Origin of the sequence: Ideonella sp. (genome assembly GCF_041287625.1) — a bacterium.
Lineage (GTDB): Bacteria > Pseudomonadota > Gammaproteobacteria > Burkholderiales > Burkholderiaceae_C > Ideonella.
The window spans coordinates 108975-128660 of the sequence record NZ_JBGGNH010000006.1 but is presented as its reverse complement, the minus strand read 5'-3'; the positions used below and the strand labels follow the sequence as shown (position 1 = coordinate 128660).

At 65.8% G+C, this 19686-nt stretch carries 17 protein-coding genes and 1 pseudogene; 9 read left to right on the top strand and 9 right to left on the bottom strand.

What is annotated here, in order from left to right; translation table 11 throughout:
- Together ACAH41_RS01395 and ACAH41_RS01390 are read right to left on the bottom strand one after the other, a co-directional pair.
- Positions 1–138 (bottom strand): annotated as a pseudogene (locus tag ACAH41_RS01395) (acetyl-CoA C-acyltransferase); the annotation flags it as partial.
- Between the two features lie 19 nt (positions 139–157).
- On the bottom strand, positions 158–2251 hold the full coding sequence (locus tag ACAH41_RS01390) for a 3-hydroxyacyl-CoA dehydrogenase NAD-binding domain-containing protein (protein ID WP_370538126.1): 2094 nt from the start codon (positions 2249–2251) through the stop codon (positions 158–160).
- Positions 2252–2593: 342 nt separating this feature from the next.
- On the opposite strand from ACAH41_RS01390, the gene ACAH41_RS01385 reads away from it, so the two are divergent.
- On the top strand, positions 2594–3631 hold the full coding sequence (locus ACAH41_RS01385; RefSeq protein WP_325651731.1) for a hypothetical protein: 1038 nt from the start codon (positions 2594–2596) through the stop codon (positions 3629–3631).
- A 43-nt stretch (positions 3632–3674) separates the two neighbouring features.
- Here the strand turns inward: ACAH41_RS01385 and ACAH41_RS01380 are convergent, their stop codons facing one another.
- The 5 genes from ACAH41_RS01380 to ACAH41_RS01360 form a co-directional block, all read right to left on the bottom strand.
- Entirely contained in the window at positions 3675–4382 is a 708-nt protein-coding gene (locus tag ACAH41_RS01380) for an ABC transporter ATP-binding protein (protein WP_370538125.1), read from the bottom strand.
- Positions 4379–5212 carry an ABC transporter ATP-binding protein gene (locus ACAH41_RS01375; protein ID WP_325651732.1) on the bottom strand — a complete coding sequence of 278 codons (834 nt, stop codon included), beginning with the start codon at positions 5210–5212 and terminating at the stop codon, positions 4379–4381. The genes ACAH41_RS01380 and ACAH41_RS01375 overlap by 4 nt, the downstream gene beginning before the upstream one ends.
- Entirely contained in the window at positions 5212–6555 is a 1344-nt protein-coding gene (locus ACAH41_RS01370; protein WP_370538131.1) for a branched-chain amino acid ABC transporter permease, read from the bottom strand. Before ACAH41_RS01370 ends, ACAH41_RS01375 begins: the two co-directional genes overlap by 1 nt.
- A 70-nt stretch (positions 6556–6625) precedes the next feature.
- Entirely contained in the window at positions 6626–7600 is a 975-nt protein-coding gene (locus tag ACAH41_RS01365) for a branched-chain amino acid ABC transporter permease (protein WP_370538130.1), read from the bottom strand.
- Between the two features lie 145 nt (positions 7601–7745).
- A complete protein-coding gene (locus ACAH41_RS01360; protein ID WP_325651737.1) occupies positions 7746–8984 on the bottom strand; it encodes a branched-chain amino acid ABC transporter substrate-binding protein in 1239 nt (412 codons plus the stop codon).
- Between the two features lie 272 nt (positions 8985–9256).
- Here ACAH41_RS01360 and ACAH41_RS01355 point away from each other — a divergent pair, with 272 nt between their 5' ends.
- A complete protein-coding gene (locus ACAH41_RS01355) occupies positions 9257–10486 on the top strand; it encodes a DUF4056 domain-containing protein (protein WP_325651739.1) in 1230 nt (409 codons plus the stop codon).
- Positions 10487–10497: 11 nt separating this feature from the next.
- On the opposite strand, the gene ACAH41_RS01350 is transcribed toward ACAH41_RS01355, so the two are convergent.
- Complete coding sequence (locus ACAH41_RS01350) at positions 10498–12153, bottom strand: 3-(methylthio)propionyl-CoA ligase (RefSeq protein ID WP_325651741.1); 1656 nt, start codon at positions 12151–12153, stop codon at positions 10498–10500.
- Between the two features lie 139 nt (positions 12154–12292).
- Here ACAH41_RS01350 and ACAH41_RS01345 point away from each other — a divergent pair, with 139 nt between their 5' ends.
- The 7 genes from ACAH41_RS01345 (at position 12293) to ACAH41_RS01315 (ending at position 18908) form a co-directional block, all read left to right on the top strand.
- Positions 12293–13813 carry a protein adenylyltransferase SelO family protein gene (locus tag ACAH41_RS01345; protein WP_325651743.1) on the top strand — a complete coding sequence of 507 codons (1521 nt, stop codon included), beginning with the start codon at positions 12293–12295 and terminating at the stop codon, positions 13811–13813.
- Positions 13810–14310 carry a peptide-methionine (R)-S-oxide reductase MsrB gene (msrB, locus tag ACAH41_RS01340; RefSeq protein ID WP_325651745.1) on the top strand — a complete coding sequence of 167 codons (501 nt, stop codon included), beginning with the start codon at positions 13810–13812 and terminating at the stop codon, positions 14308–14310. Before ACAH41_RS01345 ends, msrB begins: the two co-directional genes overlap by 4 nt.
- An 11-nt stretch (positions 14311–14321) precedes the next feature.
- Positions 14322–14981 (top strand): septation protein A, encoded by a 660-nt coding sequence (locus tag ACAH41_RS01335; RefSeq protein WP_325651747.1) that lies wholly within the window; start codon positions 14322–14324, stop codon positions 14979–14981.
- A gap of 16 nt (positions 14982–14997) precedes the next feature.
- The gene (locus ACAH41_RS01330) at positions 14998–15282 is read left to right on the top strand and encodes a BolA family transcriptional regulator (protein WP_141284276.1); all 285 of its coding nucleotides are present in this window, start codon (positions 14998–15000) and stop codon (positions 15280–15282) included.
- Positions 15283–15471: 189 nt separating this feature from the next.
- Entirely contained in the window at positions 15472–16266 is a 795-nt protein-coding gene (locus tag ACAH41_RS01325) for a peptidylprolyl isomerase (RefSeq protein ID WP_370538124.1), read from the top strand.
- Positions 16267–16345: 79 nt separating this feature from the next.
- A complete protein-coding gene (locus tag ACAH41_RS01320; protein WP_325651748.1) occupies positions 16346–17893 on the top strand; it encodes a dienelactone hydrolase family protein in 1548 nt (515 codons plus the stop codon).
- 82 nt (positions 17894–17975) lie between these two features.
- Positions 17976–18908 carry a DUF808 domain-containing protein gene (locus ACAH41_RS01315; protein ID WP_325651750.1) on the top strand — a complete coding sequence of 311 codons (933 nt, stop codon included), beginning with the start codon at positions 17976–17978 and terminating at the stop codon, positions 18906–18908.
- Positions 18909–18944: 36 nt separating this feature from the next.
- Here the strand turns inward: ACAH41_RS01315 and ACAH41_RS01310 are convergent, their stop codons facing one another.
- Positions 18945–19640, bottom strand: coding sequence for an ABC transporter ATP-binding protein (locus ACAH41_RS01310; RefSeq protein WP_325651751.1), 696 nt, complete (start codon positions 19638–19640; stop codon positions 18945–18947).
- Between the last annotated feature and the right edge of the window lie 46 nt (positions 19641–19686).

Sequence of the window (19686 nt, the reverse complement as noted above, 5' to 3'; positions counted from 1 at the left end):
GGCATCGATGCCGGCGCGCTGGATGGCGTGCTTGACGGCGTGGCCGCCCAGCGTGGCGCCGTGGGTCATGTTGAAGGCGCCCTTCCAGCTCTTGGCCAGGGGCGTGCGGGCGGTGGAGACGATAACTGCGTTGGTCATGATGTAGTCCTTGTGCGATTCAATTGAACGTCTTGCCTTCGGCCGCAAGGCGCGCGAGCAGCGGAGCGGGTTCCCAGAACTTCGCGTCGTCGCGCGGGTTCTTCTGGAACCGCTTCATCGCCTGCACCACGTTGAACAGGCCCACCTGGTCGGCGTACAGCATCGGGCCGCCGCGGTGCATCGGGAATCCATAGCCCGTGATATAGACCATGTCGATGTCGCTTGCGCGCGAGGAAATGCCGTCCTCGAGGATGCGGGCGCCTTCATTCACCAGCGCGAAAACCAGGCGCTGCACGATCTCGTCATCGGAAATCTTGCGTGGCTCGATGCCCAGCGACTTGCGATGCTCGACGATCATGTCCTCGACCAGCTTCGAAGGGATCGCATCGCGCTTGCCTTCCTGGTAGTCGTACCAGCCGGCGCCGGTCTTCTGCCCGAAGCGGCCCAGCTCGCACAGCTTGTCTGCGGTGCGGCTGTACAGCATGTTCGGGCGCTCTTCGGCGCGGCGCTTGCGGATCGCCCAGCCGATGTCGTTGCCGGCGAGGTCACCCATGCGGAACGGGCCCATCGCGAAGCCGAACTTCTCGATCGCGCGGTCGACTTGTGCCGGCGTCGCGCCTTCGTCCAGCAGGAAACCGGCCTGGCGGCTGTACTGCTCGATCATGCGGTTGCCGATGAAGCCGTCGCATACGCCCGAAACCACGCAGGTCTTCTTGATCTTCTTGCCCAGCTGCATCACGGTGGCCAGCACGTCCTTGGCGGTGGCCGCGCCGCGCACCACTTCCAGCAGCTTCATCACGTTGGCGGGGCTGAAGAAGTGGGTGCCAATGACGTCCTGCGGGCGCTTCGTGAAGTTCGCAATTTTGTTGACGTCCAGCGTGGAGGTGTTGCTGGCCAGGATGGCGCCGGGCTTCATGACCCGGTCCAGCTCTGTGAACACGGCCTTCTTGACGTCGATGTCCTCGAACACGGCCTCGATCACCATGTCCGCGTCACCCAGCGCGTCGTAGCTCAGCGTGGTGCTCAAGAGCGCCATGCGCTGGTCGTACTTGTCCTGCTTCAGCTTCCCCTTCTTGACCTGCGACTCGTAGTTCTTGCGCATCGTGGCCACGCCGCGGTCCAGCGCGTCCTGCTTCATCTCCAGCATCACGACAGGGATGCCGGCGTTCAGGAAGTTCATCGCGATGCCGCCGCCCATGGTGCCGGCGCCGATCACGGCCAGTTTGTTGATGGGGCGCACCGGCGTGTCGTCCGGCACGTCGGAGATCTTGCTGGCGGCGCGCTCGGCGAAGAAGGCATGGCGCAGGGCCTTGCTCTCGGGCGTGAACATCAGCGCGGTGAACGCCTCGCGTTCCTTCTTCATGCCGGCCTCGAAGTCCTTGCCCAGCGACGCTGCCACGGCTTCCACGCACTGCAGCGGCGCCGGGAAGTTCTTGGACATCGCGCCCACGGTGTTGCGCGAGAACTGCAGGAAAGCCTGTGCCTCCGGGTGCTTGACCTTCAGGTCGCGCACCAGCGGCAGCGGCCGCAGGTCGGCCACTTCCTTGGCGAAAGCGATGGCGCCTGCCATCAGGTCGCCATCGATGATGCGGTCGAACAGCTTCTGGCCCGGCTGCATCGCCAGCAGTTCGCTCTTCACCGGCTCGCCGCTGACGATGATGTTCAGCGCGGTTTCCAGCCCCAGCACGCGCGGCAGGCGCTGCGTGCCGCCGGCGCCCGGCACCAGGCCCAGCTTCACTTCCGGCAACGCCACGTTGGTGCCCGGCGAAGCCACGCGGTAGTGCGCGCCCAGCGCCAATTCCAGCCCACCGCCCATGCAAACCGAATGGATGGCCGCGACGATGGGTTTCGTGCAGGCCTCTTCAAGCTTGATCAGCGACAGCAGGTTGGGCTCGGCCAGCGCGCGGGGCGTGCCAAATTCCTTGATGTCCGCACCGCCCGAAAACGCCTTGCCGGCGCCGGTGACGACGATGGCGCTGACGGCTGCATCGGCCTGCGCCTTCTCCAGCCCCTCGGCAATCGCCAGCCGGGTCGCAGCGCCCAGGCCGTTGACGGGAGGATTGTTCAGCGTGATGACGGCCACATTGCCGCGGACTTCATAGCTTGCGCTCATGTCTGTATCCCTTTGGGAAAGGAGAGGAAAGACGCCGGAAGGCGACGTGCCACCGCCGCCGGACGGATCCAGCGCACCGATTAGCACGATCGTTCGATTCTAAGAACGACGACGTTTCAGATGATGTCCCTGCTGCGACAAGTGAGGCCAGGGAAAACACCAATGCTCGATGGCTGGGGCCTGCGCACCCGCTCGGCGGGTCGACTTGGCGCAAACCATTCTTGGCTCTGGAAATGCGTTCACCACCGGTCGCATGGCTAGGGATGTCCAGCGGGAATCGCGTCGTGATAAACCCAAGCCGCCTACAACGTCCACACCCTCACCGAAAAGGTACTACGCGCCATGAATGCCTTCTCCCCCTCTTCCCTGAAGCACGCTGCGGCGGCAGCACTGTGTGCCGCATTGCTCGGCAACAGCCCGGCGCAAGCCGCGAACTACGGCCTGGAGATTCTTCCTGCGCTGAATGGCAAGTCTTGTGCGCCGCTTGGCCTGAACAACGTGGGCCAAGTCGTGGGCCAGTGCGACGGGCATGCGGTGGTCTGGAACAACGGACAGATCACGGACCTGACACCCGATCTGCAGGGCGACTACAACGAGGACGCGGCCTACGGCATCAACGACAAGGGGGAGATCGTCTACTCGCATCTTTTCGAGTTGATGCTGCTGAAGGATGGCGCACCCATCGCACTCAAGGGTGCGCAAGGTGGCCTGGCCGCCTGCCCATGCGCGATCAATGAAAAAGGCAAGGTCACTGGCTCGGCCATCAAGAAGCCGGACGCCGTGCAACTGGGCCAAGTGAACCGCTGGTCCATCGACGCCGCAGGCCAGCAGCACGCCACCGAACTCGCGATCATCGCCACGGACACCACCAGCGAAGCGCACGCCATCAACAAACACGGCGTGGTCGTCGGCGTTGTGGGTCTCCGGGCCGTGAGCTGGCACGACAAGCAGGGCGGACCGCTCGAAGCCGACGACGGCCGATGGTCGCGAGCAAACGGCATCAACGCCAGCGGCACCGTGGTGGGCGTCAAGCAAGGTGCATCCAACGACATGCCGGTGAAATGGGAAGGCGGCCAAGCCATTGCGCTCCCGCTGCTGACAACAAAGTTCACTCCCGGCGGATGGGCCCTGGGCATCAACGACAAGGGCGACATCGTGGGTCATGCCACGTTGCAGGGCCTGCGCGCGGTGGTTTGGCGCAAGGACAAGGTGTTGGACCTGAATGACCTGCTGTCAGCCAGCGCCAAAGCCATGGGCTGGACGCTTGTGAGCGCAGTGGCAATCAACCACTCGGGCGTGATTGTGGGCACCGCAGTCTCGCCGGCCACCTCCAGCGTGACGCGGGCCTTTGTGTTCACACCGCCGCGCAAGGCCGACTGAGTCTTCGCAGCAGGCCAACGAGCCGGCGTGCCCAGGGTTCGACTCAAACCTCCAGCCACTCCTTGCGGACGTTGCTGTTGGCCTTCAGTTCTGCGGGGCTGCCTTCAAAGACGATGCGGCCGTGGCCCATCACCAGGCAGCGTTCGGAGACTTCGAGGGCGATGGTGAGTTTCTGTTCGACCAGCAGCACCGAAATGCCGCGGCGCTTGAGCTCGCGCAGGTATTCGGCGACCAGTTCGACGATCTTGGGTGCCAGGCCTTCGGTGGGCTCATCGATCATGATCAGGTCCGGGTCGCCCATCAAGGTGCGGCACAGCGTGAGCATCTGCTGTTCGCCGCCGGAGAGCACGCCGGCTTCGGTGTGCTCGCGCTCCTTCAGGCGCGGGAACATGCGGAACATGTCGTCCAGGCTCCAGCGGCCTTTTTTCTTGCCGCTCTTGATGCCCAGCAGCAGGTTTTGGCTCACGGTCAGGCGCGGGAAGATGTCGCGGTTCTCGGGCACGTAGCCAATGCCTTCGTGGGCGATCTCGAAGGCCTTGCGGCCGACCAGTTCGCGGCCGCGCCACTTGACCGAGCCCTGTGCGTCCACCAGGCCCATGATGGCCTTGACGGTGGTGGAGCGGCCGGCGCCGTTGCGGCCCAGCAGGCTGACGATCTCGCCTTCGCCAATGTTCAGCGACACGCCATGCAGCACATGGCTCTTACCATAGTAGGCATGCACATTGGCCAGTTGCAGCAATTCCTTTGTCATGCTGCGCACCCCATCGGCTGCGCCGCAGCTTCGGCCGCCTGGTGGTCGGCCAGTACCGAGCCCAGGTAGGCCTCCTGCACACGCGGGTTGGCGCGCACGGCATCGGGTGTGTCGAAGGCGATGACCTCGCCGTAGACCAGTACCGCGATGCGGTCCGCCAGGCCGAAGACCACGCCCATGTCGTGCTCCACCGTGAGCAGCGTCTTGCCTTCGGTGACCTCGCGGATCAGCTGGATGAAGCGCTTGGTCTCGCTCTTGCTCATGCCGGCGGTGGGCTCGTCCAGCAGGATGACGCTGGAGCCGCCGGCGATGGTGATGCCGATCTCCAGCGCGCGCTGCTCGGCATAGGTGAGGTTCATCGCCAGCTGGTCGCGGCGCTTGTCGAGCTTGATCATCTGCATGACCTCCTCGGCACGCGCGTTGGCCTCGTGCTGGTTGGCGAGGAAGCGCCAGAAGGCATAGCGCTGACCCATGGACCACAGCACCGCGCAGCGCAGGTTCTCGAACACCGAGAGCCGCGTGAACAGGTTGCTGACCTGGAAGCTGCGCGACAGGCCACGGCGGTTGATCTCGTAGGGCTTGAGCCCGTCGATGCGCTCGCCGTGCAGGCGAATCTCGCCGCTGGACAGGCCAAAGCGCCCGGAGATCAGGTTGAACAGCGTGGACTTGCCCGCGCCGTTGGGCCCGATGATGGCCACGCGCTCGCCCGGCTTCACCTGCAGCTGCGCGCCGCGGATGATTTCCGTGAGACCGAAGCGCTTGTGCGCGCCAAGCAACTCCAAAGCGTATGGGCTGGACCCATTGGAAGACACCGCAACCGAACTGCTCATCACAAAGCCTCCCTGCGCTTCACCTCGCGCTCGATCTCTTCCTGCGCCGCACCCCATTGCTGGGCAAAGTGCCGCCGCGAAACTTCGAACAGTCCCGCGCCTGTCAGCAGCAGCAGCGCCGCGCCGCACCAGGCGTCCAGGCCTTTGGCATTCAGCGTCACGCCGAGGAAGTTCATCTGCGGGCCCAGCGCCTCGTTGAGCCGCAGGTGGTAGACCATCTCGATGCAGACGGCCACCGCCAGCAGCACCGTGCCTGCCGTGCCGGCCAGCGCCAGGTAGCCGGTCCACAGCCGGCCCAGCTTGCCGTGCGCCGCCACGCGCAGATTCATCATGATCAAGCCTGCCACGCCGCCTGGCGCGAACATCACCATGAACATGAAGACCAGCCCGAGGTAGAGCAGCCAAGCCTGCGTGAGCTCCGACAGCAGCACCAGCGCCACCACCATCAGGACCGCGCCGATGATGGGACCGAAGAAGAAAGTGGCGCCGCCCAGGAACACGAACAGCAGGTACGAGCCCGAGCGCGCCGCGCCCACCACCTCGGCGTTGACGATCTCGGTGTTCAGTGTGCTCAGCCCGCCCGCAATGCCGGCGAAGAAGCCGGAGATCATGAAGGCCAGGTAGCGCACGCGCTGGGTGGAGTAGCCGATGAATTCGACGCGCTCGGGGTTGTCGCGCACCGCATTCAGCATGCGGCCCAGCGGCGTGCGCGTCAGCGCGAACATCAGTCCGGTGCAGACGAAGCAGTAGGCGGCGATCAGGTAGTAGAGCTGGATCTGCGGCCCGAAGCTGATGCCGAACACCTTCTCGCCCACCACGCGGTTGCCCGAGACGCCGCCTTCACCGCCGAAGAACTCCGGCAGCATCAACGACATGGACCAGACCAGCTCGCCCAGGCCCAGCGTGATCATTGCGAAGGTGGTGCCGCTCTTCTTGGTGGTCACATAGCCCAGCAGCGCGGCGAAAAAGAGGCCCCCCAGCCCGCCGGCAATCGGCACCAGGCTGACCGGCAGGTGCAGGCTGCCGGCGCTTACCGCATTGAGCGTGTGGATCGCAACGTAGCCGCCCAGGCCGCTGTAGACCGCATGGCCAAAGCTCAGCATGCCGCCCTGCCCGAGCAGGATGTTGTAGGCCAGGCAGGCAATGATGCCGATGCCCATCTGGCACAGCATGGTTTGCGCAAAGCTGGTGGTCCACAGCAGCGGCACGACCAGCAAGGTCAGTGCGAACAGGCTCCAGATCAGCGCGCGGCCCACGTTCCAGGGCTTGAAGTGGTAGCTGCGCGACGTGGCCTGCCGGCGCGCGGTGGCGGCTGGCGGCGCGCCGCTGGGCACCGCTGCCAGCACAGGTGCGGCAGGACGGAGGGTGGCGGGCGAAGCCGCGATGTCAGGTTGTGCAGCCGTGCTCATTGCCTCATTCCTCCCGTGTGCCCATCAAGCCCTTGGGCCGGAAGATCAGGATCAACACCAGCAGCAGGTACGGCAGGATGGGCGCCGCCTGCGCCAGCGTGATGCGCAGCAGCGGCCAGCCCGTCGAACCTTCGTGCACCGAGGCGCCCAAGCGGTTGAACAGGTCAGCCAGCGAGGCATCCACCGTCAGCGGCAGCGTCTGCAAAAGGCCGATGACGATGGAACCCACGAAGGCCCCGGCCAGCGAGCCCATGCCACCGACCACCACGACCACGAAGATGATGGAGCCGACCACCGCGGCCATCGCCGGCTCGGTGACGAAGGTGACACCACCGATCACACCGGCCAGCGCCGCGAGCGCGCAGCCGGATCCAAACACCAGCATCAGCACACGCGGCACGTTGTGGCCCAGCGCCTCGGCCATTTCCGGGTGGGTCAGCGCGGCCTGGATGACCAGGCCGATGCGCGTGCGCGTGAGCAGCAGCCACAGCGCGACCAGCATGCCCAGCGAGACCAGCATCATGAAGGCGCGGGTCATCGGGAAGCGCGAGCAGCTGGCTGCCGCTTCGCCCGCAGACTGGCACATCTCCGGCGGCGCCACGCCTGCGACGATGGACAGCCCGTGCTGCGCCGACTGCACCACCGTGAAGGCAGAGGTCTGCAGCCAGGCCGGCGGCACCGCCGGCATCGGCGTGCGGCCCCAGATCAGCTGCACCACCTCCAGCACCACGTAGGACAGGCCGAAGGTGATCAGCAGTTCGGGCACGTGGCCGAACTTGTGCGCGCGGCGCAGCGCCGTGCGTTCAAACAGCGCCCCCAGGCCGCCCACCAGCAGCGGCGCCAGCACCAGCGCGGCAGTGAAGCCCAGCCAGCTGCTCAGCGTGTAGGCGATGTAGGCGCCCAGCATGTAGAAGCTCGCATGGGCGAAGTTCAGCACGCCCATCATGCTGAAGATCAGCGTCAGCCCGGAACTGAGCATGAACAGCAACAGCCCGGAACTGAAGCCGTTCAGCAGGTTGATCAGGATCTGGTCCACAGCAGGTGATTCCGGTGACGTAGAAAGGTCGACAAAAAGGGCCCGGCGGAGCAGCGTCCGGCGGGCCCGGTTCAGGCACGCGGCGCTCTCACGGGCGCTTCATCTGGCACGAAGTGGGCGTGCTGGAGATGTACGAGTCGTAGGCCTTGACCTCGGCAAAGGTGTAGCCGGTGTTCTCGACGCTGTAGTTGTTCTTCGCATCGGTCTTCTGCCAGACCGAGATGAACAAGGGCTGCTGCAACTGGTGATCGGTCTTGCGCATCTCCACGTCGCCATTGAAGCTCTTGAACTTCAGGCCTTCCATCGCCACCGCGACTTTCACCGGGTCAGTGGACTTGGCCTTGGCCATCGCGTCGCTCAGCAGCGCGAACAGGTGGTAGCTGGAGCCCGTGTACCAGTCGTCGTTGAACTTGGCCTTGAAGTCCGCCATCAGCTTGGCGGTCGCGCCACCCATGTTGGAGGTGGCGTAGGCGACCTGGAACACCCGGCCTGCAGCCGCGGCGCCAAGCGCGGTGGGCGTGCCCGTCACGCCGGCGTAGTAGGTGTAGAACTTGACGTTCAGCCCGGCGTCGTTGGCGGCCTTGACCAGCAGCGTGAGGTCCGAGCCCCAGTTGCCGGTCACCACGGTGTCGGCGCCGGAGGCCTTGATCTTCGCGATGTATGGCGCGAAATCGCGCACCTGGGCCAACGGGTGCAGGTCCTCACCGACCACCTGCACGTCCGGTCGCTTGCGCGTCAGCGCGTCCTTGAAATACTTGGCCACCTGCTGGCCATGCGAGTAGTTCTGGTTGATCAGGTAGACCTTCTGGATGTCCTTCTGGTCCTTCATGAAGGTGGTCAGTGCCTCCATCTTCATCGAGGTGTCGGCGTCCAGCCGGAAGTGCCAGTAGCTGCACTTGCTGTTGGTCAGGTCGGGGTCCACCGCCGAGTGATTCAGGTAGATGACTTCCTTGCCCGGGTTGCGCTCGTTGTGCTTGTTGATGGCATCGATCAGCGCCAGTGCGGCGCTGGAGCCATTGCCCTGGGTCACGTAGCGCACGCCCTGGTCGATGGCCGACTTCAGTGCGTTCAGCGACTCGGCCGGGCTGAGCTTGTTGTCGATCGGGATGATCTCGAACTTCACGCCCGCGGCGTTGCCCTTGTTGAACTGCTCCGCAATGAACTGGAAGCTCTTGACCTGGTTCTGGCCGACCGGGGCCATCAGCCCGCTCAAGGGGTCGATCCACGCGACCTTGACGGTCTCGCCCTTCTGGGCGTGGGCCATGCCGGCGGTCATCGCCAGCGAGGCCGTGGCCACCATGCCAAGCCATTGGTAGCTGATCTTCATCGGGCCGTCTCCTGTTGTGTTTGATGCGCTGCACTGAAGCCAGTCAACGGTAGCGGAAGCACCTGCACGGGGCTTCAGGGACTACCACTAAAGCCTGTCGCCCCCGGGACAAAGCCGCGGGAAAACGCCATGCACCCGCCCGCAAGGCGAGGCTGAACGCGGCGCAAAACCCCATCCACGTCATTGCTCCAGGCGCGCGCCTACAGCACACGGAGCCGGTGCGGCCTACGATTCGCCGGGGTCAGCCCCAGGAAAAATCAGGGAGGTGAACCATGTCGAAACCCCTGTGCGCCGAACGCCGGCAAGGCCTTCGTCTGCAGTTCGCTGCGGCAGCTTGTGCGCTGGCACTGTGTGCTGGCAATGGCGGCGCGGCCGCGCTGGACGCGCAGGAAGCGGTTTTCGCCCCCGGTGTGCGCTTGGGCACCATCCCGGCATTGCACACGCTGCCCGGCGTGGACAACATGTTCTTCGACATCGGCTTCACCGGCCAACACGGTTACCGCGACCACCGCGGCGAGAAAGGCGGGCTGGTCTACACCTGCGCTGCAGGCTTCCTGGACATCGACCACGTGCGCCAATCCGCCGACTGGATGGCCTACCTGCATGCCCGGCTGGGCGCCGCCTGGTCCAGGAAGAGCGAGACGACCCGGCTCACCATTCCCAGCGCGGACCGTGGCATGCAGTTGCGCATCGTCCTGCAGCATTCGACCGAGGCGCAAGGCACGCCACCGCCGTGGCCTGCACTGGACGCATTGGCCCGACGCCTGGCCTTCCTGATGATGACCTGGCACGAGGTGCTGACCTGGTTCGACTATCGCAGCACCTTTCTTGCACCGGAAAAGATCTCCGCCTTCACCTATGAGGACACGCTTTCGCACGTGGTGGGCATCGAAATCGGCGCTCGCGCCGTGGCCCGCACCGACGTGGCCTACGCCGTTGCGGTGGACCAGGAACTGAAGGCTTTGCCAGAGCGCTACGGCGCGCAGCCGGTCGCGGTGACACGCCAGGCCTTCACCCGCGTCCGCAACCGCTGGTGGCGTGGCAACAGCGGTTGGCCGAACAATGACTTCATCACCGGCCGCGACGTGGCGATGGGGCTAGACAGCCCCACGATCAAGCCCTGGAGCGTGCCCGGTGTCGCAGCATGCGCCAGCAGGCCGCCGCGCGTCTTCAGCAGCGCGGAGCTGGTGTTTGCTGCACCAGCGGCCAACCCGGCCGACCAGGCCGCCGAAGCGGCGGCGCCGGCGTCAGCCGCTTCCGCCCCATCCAATGCCGACGAGCCGGACCCCGCGCCCTTCCGTGCGGAGGTGCGCATCTTGTCCACCGCGCCTGAGCTGCGCGAGGTCCTGAGCCAGCTGTTTCCAGAGCAGGCCGCGGGAACCGCTTTCCGGCTGAACCCGCAGCAGGACCTGCTCAAGCTCATGCAGGAGATCGAGCGGCGCGTGAAGGCAGAGTTGGGCGAAGACGCCACTTCGCCGGAGCGGCTGTTGAACCGTCCTTGAGCGGCGCAGGCTCAGGCCGTTGGCAGCTGATGGGCCTTGAACTGCTCGCGCAGCTTGAGCTTCTGCAGCTTGCCGGTGGCCGTGTGCGGCAACTCGGCGACGATGGCCACGTCGTCCGGGATCTGCCACTTGGCGATGCGGCCTTCGAAGAAGCCCAGCAGGTCCTCGCGCGTTGGCGACATGCCGGGCTTGGGCACCACCACCAGCAGCGGCCGCTCGTCCCACTTGGGGTGCTTGCAGGCGATGACCGCGGCCTCGTGCACGGCGGGGTGCGCCATCGCGATGTTTTCCAGCTCGATGGAGCTGATCCATTCGCCGCCGGACTTGATCACGTCCTTGCTGCGGTCGGTGATCTGCATGTAGCCATCGGGGTGAATCGCGGCCACGTCGCCGGTGGGGAACCAGCCCGGCTCACCGTCCACGCTGACCAGCGGCGATGGCGCGTCCTTCTGTCCGAAGTAGCTCGCAATGACCCAGTTGCCGCGCACCACCAGGTTGCCCGCGGCCTCGCCGTCCCACGGCAAGCTTCGGCCGTCGTCGTCGATGATGGCCATGTCCACGCCGTAGATCACGCGCCCCTGCGTCTGCAGCAGCTTCTGCCTGGCCTCGGCCGGCAGGTCATCGTGCTTGGACATCAGCTTGGACAGCGTGCCCAGCGGCGACATCTCGGTCATGCCCCAGGCGTGGATGACCTCGACTTGGAAGTCGTCCTGCAGCGTCTTCATCATCGCCGGCGGACAGGCCGAACCGCCGATCACCGTGCGCTTGAAGCTGCTGAACTTCAGGTCGTTGGCCTTCATGTAGGTCAAGAGGCCCAGCCAGACGGTGGGCACGCCGGCAGAAAAGGTCACTTTTTCGTTTTCGAACAGCTCGTAGAGCGACTTGCCGTCCAGGTGCGGCCCTGGCATCACCAGCTTGGCGCCGACCATGGCCGCGGTGTACGGGATGCCCCAGGCGTTGACGTGGAACATCGGCACCACCGGCAGGATCACGTCGCGTGTGGAGCAGTTCATCGCGTCCGGCATGGCTGCGGCGTAGGCGTGCAGCAGCGTCGAGCGGTGGCTGTAGACGGCGCCCTTCGGGTGGCCGGTGGTACCCGAGGTGTAGCAGATGCTCGAAGCCGTGTTCTCGTCGAAGTCAGGCCAGCGGTAGGCCCCGTCTTCTGCGTCGACGATCTCCTCGTAGCACAGCAGGCCGGCAATGCTGCTGGCGGCCGGCATGTGCGCGCGGTCCGTCATCAGCACGAAGTGCTTCACCGACTTCAGCTCCGGCGCCAGCTTCTCGACCAGCGGCAGGAAGTTCAGGTCGAAGCACAGCACACGGTCGGCTGCGTCGTTGGTGATCCAGGCGATTTGCTCGGGAAACAGGCGCGGGTTGATGGTGTGGCAGACCAGCTGCGAGCCTGAGCTGCCGTAGTAGATCTCCAGGTGCCGGTAGCCGTTCCAGGCCAGCGTGCCGATGCGGTCGCCCGGCTCGCAGTCCAGCCGCGCGAGGGCCTGCGCCAGCTTGCGCGCACGGAGTTCGATGCCCGCCCAGTTGGTCCGGTGCACGTCGCCTTCGACCCGCTTGGACACCACCTCCACCTCGCCGGCGTGCCGGGCCGCATGGCGCAACACGGAACCAATCATCAGCGGCGTGGTCATCATCTGGCCCATCAAGGCGCTCATCGGTGTCTCCTGCAAGGTGTCAAAACAAGCTCGTTCGATGATAGGCACGCAGCAGCGCGAGAGGCCTTGCGTGGCCTCAGATGAAACCCGAATGCCCCTCGTCGCCAAGGCGACAGTCGGGCCTGCCTACACTGCCGGCATGTCTGCCCCAGAAGTTGCCCCGCAAGCCGCCCTGCCCCCTCCGCCCGCCGCCTGGTCGAACCGCTTTGCCAGCCTGGGCGCCGGCTTCGGCACCGCGCTGCCGGCCCGAGGCCTGCCCGACCCTCACTGGGTGGCCACCAGCGACGATTGCGCCCGCTTGCTCGGCTGGCCCGAGGACTGGTGGCAACAGGCTGGCGACGCGCTGGCCGTCTTCAGCGGCAACGCTGCCTGGCCCGGCATGGCGCCGCTGGCCAGCGTCTACAGCGGCCACCAGTTCGGCGTCTGGGCCGGCCAGTTGGGCGATGGCCGCGCGCTGCTGCTGGGCGAGCTGGACACGCCTGCCGGTCCGATGGAGTTGCAGCTCAAGGGCGCCGGGCTCACGCCTTACTCGCGCATGGGCGACGGCCGCGCGGTGCTGCGCTCCTCGGTCCGCGAATTCCTCTGCTCCGAAGCCATGCACCACCTGGGCATTCCGACCACCCGCGCGCTGTGCCTCACCGGCTCGGCGCTGCCGGTGCGACGCGAACGCGTGGAGACGGCGGCAGTCGTCACGCGCGTCGCGCCCAGCTTCATCCGCTTCGGCCACTTCGAGCACTTTGCGCACCATGGCCAGCCCGAGCGGCTGCGCCAGCTGGTGGACTTCGTGATCGCCCATCATTACCCGCAATGCGCCGAGGCGCAGCAGCCGGTGCTGGCCCTGCTCGGCGAGGTGACCCGGCGCACCGCCCGCCTGCTGGCGCAGTGGCAGTCGGTCGGCTTCGCGCACGGCGTGATGAACACCGACAACATGTCCATCCTGGGCCTGACCATCGACTACGGCCCGTTTGGCTTCCTGGACGCGTTCGACCCCAACCACATCTGCAACCACTCGGACGACCGCGGCCGCTATGCCTTCGCGCGCCAGCCACAGGTCGCCTGGTGGAACCTGCATGCCCTCGCCCAGGCGCTGCTGCCGCTGGTGGGCACTGGCAAGGGCGAAGAGGCAGATGCAGAACTGCTGCGCGCCGAGCTGGAACCTTATGGCCCCGCGTTCAGCGAGGCCATGACCTCGCTGATGCTGGCCAAGCTGGGCCTGCAGGACACCCAGGCCGGCGACGGCGCGCTGGCTGACGGACTGCTGCGGCTGATGGCCGCGCAGCGCGCCGACCACACCATCGCCTGGCGCCGGCTGTGCGACTTCAGCACCGCACCCGATGCCCGCAACGACGCGGTGCGCGACCTTTTCGTTGACCGCGAGGCTTTCGACGCCTGGGCGGCCGGCTACACCCAGCGCCTGCGCCAGGAAATGAGCGACGACACTGCGCGGGCCTTGCGCATGCGCCAGGCCAACCCCAAGTACGTGCTGCGCAACCACCTGGCCGAGCAGGCCATCCGGCAGGCCGAAGGTGGCGACTTCAGCGAAGTGCAGCGCCTGCTGAAAGTTTTGTCGCGCCCGTTCGACGAACAGCCTGAACACGATGCCGACGCCGGCTTCCCGCCCGACTGGGCCCATCACCTGGAAGTTTCCTGTTCCTCATGAGCACCCCCAAACCTACCGCTTCGCGTCAGGCCCCCCAAGGGGGTCAGGAAAACTCGGGAACGGCCCGTCGTTTCCCTGAGAGCCACGACCACGACGACCCGCGCTACCCCGTGCGCAAGACCGATGCGCAATGGCGCGAAGAGCTGGACCCGACCGAATACGCGATTGCCCGCCACGCTGCCACCGAACGCGCCTTCACCGGCAAATACTGGGACCACTTCGAAGGTGGCACCTACCGCTGCATCGGCTGCGACGAGCCGCTGTTCAGCTCGGACAGCAAGTTCGACGCAGGCTGCGGCTGGCCCAGCTACTGGCAGGCGATTGACGACGGCAAGATCGAGCGCCTGGTGGACACCACGCACGGCATGACGCGGGTCGAAGTGCGCTGTGCGAAATGCGGCTCGCACCTGGGCCATGTGTTCGAAGACGGGCCTGAGCCGACCGGCGAGCGCTTCTGCATCAATTCGGCAGCGATAGACTTCGCGCCGAAACCGTAAAGCGCCCTGACATGAAACTGCTGTTCGACCTGCTGCCCGTCATCCTCTTTTTCCTGACCTTCCGCGCCACCGAATCGCACAAGGAATGGGCCGGCGAATTCGCCACCCAGCATTTCGGCGCGCTGGTCTCGGGCGGTGTGGTCGCGGCCAGCGAAGGGCCGGTGATGCTGGCCACGCTGGTCACCATCGCCGCCACGCTGTGCCAGGTCGTGTACCTCAAGCTGCGCGGCCGAAAGGTCGACCTGATGCTGTGGATCAGCCTGACGCTGGTCACGGTGCTGGGCGGCCTGACGGTGTGGCTGCACAACGAAACCTTCATCAAGTGGAAGCCCAGCGGCCTTTACTGGGCTTTCGGGCTGACGCTGTGGATCAGCCAGGTGCTGTTTCGCAAGAACCTGCTTCGCAGCACCATGGGCGATCAACTGGTTTTGCCGGACGCCATCTGGCAACGCCTGAATTTCGCCTGGGTCGGCTTCTTTGGCATGATGGGTTTGCTGAATCTCTGGGTCGCGTACAGCTTCACGACAGAAACCTGGGTCAGTTTCAAACTGTTTGGCGGCACCGGATTGATGCTGCTGTTCATCCTGGGCCAAGGCCTTTACGTCAGCAAATACATGCCCGAAGAAGGCGAAGCTTCCACGCCGGCACCCGGTCCTGGCAGCGGCCGTTGAAGGCTGAGAAATCTCCATGACGAACGCTCTTCCCACCCATGCCACAGCCGCCGCACTCGAAGCGGTGTTGCAGGCCGCGCTGCAGCCCAGCGCGCTCGTCGTGCAAGACGACAGCGCCTCACATGCCGGCCATGCCGGCGCCCGTGAAGGCAGCCATTTTTCGGTCCGCGTGGTCAGCGAAAGCTTCACCGGACTGTCACGAATTGCACGGCATCGCCTCGTGTATGATGCTTTGGGCCCTCTGATGAGCCGGGGCATCCATGCCTTGGCACTGGACGCACGCGCTCCGGGCGAAGTCTGACCGCGAACCGCGAATCCACCCATCACCCATCCGCGTCAAATCAGGTCCTTCAAATGAAGGTCTTGTCTTCATCGCCGAATCTGGCCTGAACCCAATATCTCCTGTGATCGCGGCTGCGTGGGTATATCTGCCTCGCGCCTTCCTTTTTCATCTCATCGACAAAATCGAGTCCCCCGAAAGGCGACACGCATGAACTTGAAGTCCACTGTCTTGCTGGCGGCCATGGCCGTGATCCTGCCGATGGGCGCATACGCCCAGAACATTGCCATCGTGAATGGCAAGCCTGTTCCGAAGGCGCGTGTGAGCATGCTGATGCAACAGGCCAGCCGCAATGGCCAACCGGTTGCCCCTGAAATGGAAGCCCGAGCCAAAGACGAAGTCGTGCTGCGCGAAATCTTCGCCCAGGAAGCCGAGAAGAAGGGCATCCCGGCGACGGCCGACTACAAGGCCCAGCTCGAACTGCTGCGCCAGACCGTGCTGATCCGCGAGCTGTTTGCCGACTTCCAGAAGAAGAACCCGGTCACCGACGCCGAAGCCAAGGCCGAATACGACAAGGTCAAGGCCTCGTCCAGCGGCACCGAATACCGCGCCCGCCACATCCTGGTCGAGAAGGAAGAAGACGCCAAGCGCCTGATCGCCGAGATCAAGGCCGGCGCCAAGTTCGAAGACCTGGCCAAGAAGAACTCCAAGGACCCGGGCTCTGCCGAAAACGGCGGCGACCTGGACTTCGCCAAGCCTGACGCCTACGTGCCGGAATTCGGCCAGGCCATGGCTGGCCTGAAAAAGGGCGAGATGACGCAAGAGCCGGTCAAGACCCAGTTCGGCTATCACATCATCAAGCTGGAAGACACCCGCGAAGCCCAGTTCCCGGCCTTCGACGAAGTCAAGCCGCAACTGCTGCAACGCCTGTCGCAAGCCAAGCTGCAAAAGTACCAGGAAGACCTGCGCGCAGCGGCCAAGACTGACTACAAGTTCAGCCAGTAAACGCTGATCACCCAGCGAACCAAGGCGCCGACAGGCGCCTTTTTTTCGTCCGCCGAAAGGCAAGCTTCAACGGAGCCCCATGCGCTTTCTCCTGCTCTCCCTGGCCTTGTTGCTGGGCCTGCCCTGCGCCGCCCGCGCCGAATCCAACTTCACACGGCTCAACCCGCCCGGGCCGCATGCCGTGGGCCTGCGGGTGGTCGAACAATACGACTTCTCGCGGGGCTACCGCGGCCCCACCGACCTGGTCACCGGCAAACCGGTGACCGGCGAGCGCGCGCGACCGGTCCAGACCTTGATCTGGTATCCGGCCGAGCCCGGCGCCACCCCGGCGATGAAGGTGGCCGACTACCTGCGCCTGGGCGCAAATGACGACGACTTCTCGCTTCCGCCTGCCGAACGTGCTGCCCAGGCCGCCCAGTTCGTGCAAGGCCGTGTGGCCGCACTGCCGCCAGCGCGTGCCCAGGCCGAACTGGCCTCGCCGATGCTCGCGGTGCGGGACGCAGCTGCTGCGGCCGGCCAGTGGCCGGTGGTGATCTACGCCCCCAGCTTCGGCGCATGGTCGTTCGAGAATGCAGACCTCTGCGAATACCTCGCCAGCCAGGGCTACCTTGTCATCGCCAGCCCCAGCATTGGCCAGGCCTCGCGTGAGATGACCAGCAACCTCGAGGGCGTCGAAGCCCAGGTGGCCGACATCCGTTTCCTGATCGGTTTCGCCCACGGCCTGCCGCAGGCGGACAGCAGCCGCGTCGCGGTGATCGGCTTCAGCTGGGGCGGGCTGGCCAATGTGCTGGCCGCCGCCAAGGACAGCCGCATTGGCGCACTGGTCAGCCTCGACGGCTCGGTGCGCTACTGGCCGGACCTGGTCAAGCAGGCCGGCTACGCAACACCGGCGCGCAACACCGCGCCCCTGCTCTACGTCGCCGCGAGGCCGGTCGAAATCGAAGAACTCCCGGAAGGCCGCAACAAGGCCACCAGCTACCTCAACCGATTGAAGTACGCGGACGTCTACCGGGTCACGCTGTATCCGATGACGCACCCCAACTTCTCGGTGATGTTCGACCAGCGCCTGCGGCCCGACGCGCAATACCAGGACTACGACAAGGCCGAACTGTCGAGCGCCTACGCCTGGCTGGAAACCTATGTGCGCCGCTTCCTGGACGCCTACCTGAAGGGCGACACCGCCAGCCGGGCCTTCCTGGACCTGCCGGCCGCCAGCAGCGGTGCGCCGGCGCACCTGCTGAAGGTCAACGCCAGCCACAGCCAGGGTACGCCGCCAACACGCGCCAGCTTCGCCGCCGAACTGGCCCGCCGCGGTGCCGGCCATGCGTCCGAGATCTACCAGTCCTTCAAGGCACAGGAGCCTGACTTCTCGCTGCCTGAGGACGAACTCAATGCCTGGGGCTACCAACTGATGGGCATGGGCGACAGCAAGGCTGCGGTCGCCCTGCTCCGCCTCGCCGCCGAGCTGAACAAGGACAGCTGGAACGCCTTCGACAGCCTGGGCGAGGCCTATGCCAACGACGGCGCCAAGCCGCAGGCCGTCGCCGCCTACCGCCAGTCCCTGGTGCTGAATCCGAAAAACGAACACGCGGTGGCGCAATTGGCGGTCCTGGGCGCCAAGCCCTGACGGTATTCGCACCGCCGCGGCCGGCTACCATGGCGCGCGGTGGCTCGCCTGACCACCACCACAACAAAGGAACCCAGGATCCATGGCCGCTGCCAACCTGCTCGCGCTGATCGACGACATCGCCACCTTGCTCGACGACGTCGCGTTGATGACCAAGGTGGCGGCCAAGAAGACCGCTGGCGTGCTGGGCGATGACTTGGCGCTGAACGCCGAGCAGGTGTCAGGCGTGAAGGCGGACCGCGAGTTGCCGGTGGTCTGGGCCGTGGCCAAGGGCTCGCTGCTGAACAAGGCCATCCTGGTGCCGGCGGCAATGGCCATCAGCGCCTGGGCACCGGCGCTGATCACGCCGCTGCTGATGGTGGGCGGCGCCTACCTGTGCTTCGAGGGCTTCGAAAAGCTGTGGCACCGCATCACCCACGGCGCGCACGCAGCGGAAGACGAGGCGCACCACGCCAGCCTGCTGGCGGCGGTCGAGGATCCGGCGGTCGACCTGGTGGCGATGGAGCGCGACAAGATCCGCGGCGCGATCCGCACCGACTTCATCCTTTCGGCCGAGATCATCGCCATCACACTCGGCAGCGTGGCCGGCAAGCCGCTGGTGACGCAGCTGGGCGTGCTGGTGACGGTGGCCGTGGTGCTGACCATCGGCGTCTACGGCCTGGTCGCGGCCATTGTCAAGATGGACGACGCGGGCCTGGCGCTGAGCCGCCTCGAAGGCGATGGCGGCCTGCGGCCTGCGCTGCGCGCGTTTGGCCGCCTGTTGCTGGGCGCTGCGCCGTGGTTGATGAAGTTCCTGGCGCTGGCCGGCACGGTGGCCATGTTCCTGGTCGGCGGCAGCATCCTGGTGCACGGCGCGCCGCCGCTGCACCACGCCATCGAGACCGTCACCGCCGCCCTGCCCGGCTGGCTGCATGGCATTGGCGGCATGGTGGCCGATCTCGGCGTGGGGCTGGTGGCCGGTGCGCTGGTGCTGGCCGGGGTCAGCCTGGTGCAGAAACTGCGCGGCAAGGGCTGACAAAAGCCAAGGAAACGCCGGGCCCTGGGGGCGCCATCAGGCAGGCAGGTCGGCCAGGGTTTCGGGCATCAACCTGCCGGCCTCGATGCGCAGCTGGCGGGCGCAGCGCGCGGCAATGGCACGGTCGTGCGTGACCATCACCAGCGTCGTGCCCAGCTCGCGGTTCAGGTCGAACATCAGCTGCATCACCCGTTCGCCGGTGGCGTGATCCAGGCTGCCGGTGGGCTCGTCGGCCAGCAGCACCTTGGGCTGGACCACGAAGGCCCGCGCCAGCGCCACGCGCTGCTGCTCGCCGCCGGACATCAGCCGCGGGTAGTGCGCCAGGCGCTCACCCAGGCCCACGCGCTGCAGCATCTCCTGCGCCTGGCTGCGCGCGTCGCGCCGGCCAGCCAGTTCCAGCGGCAGCATGACGTTTTCCAGCGCGGTGCGGTTGGCCAGCAACTGGAAGCTCTGGAACACAAAGCCGAGCTTCTGCGCGCGCAGCGCGGCGCGTGCGTCCTCGTCCAGCGCGAACAGGTCCTGCCCGTCCAGCATGACCCTGCCTTCGGTGGGTGTGTCCAACCCGGCCAGCAGCGCCAGCAAGGTGCTCTTGCCGGAACCCGAGGCGCCGACGATGGCGACCGATTCCCTGGCCTGCAGCACAAAGGAGATGTCGTGGAGAATGGTCAGCGTGCCGGTGGCATCGCTCACCCGTTTGGTGACCTGTTCAACGGCAATGATGGGTTCTGACATGAAGGCGAAGAAGGTAGGAACCGCGCCGCGCCCGCAAGGGCTGCGA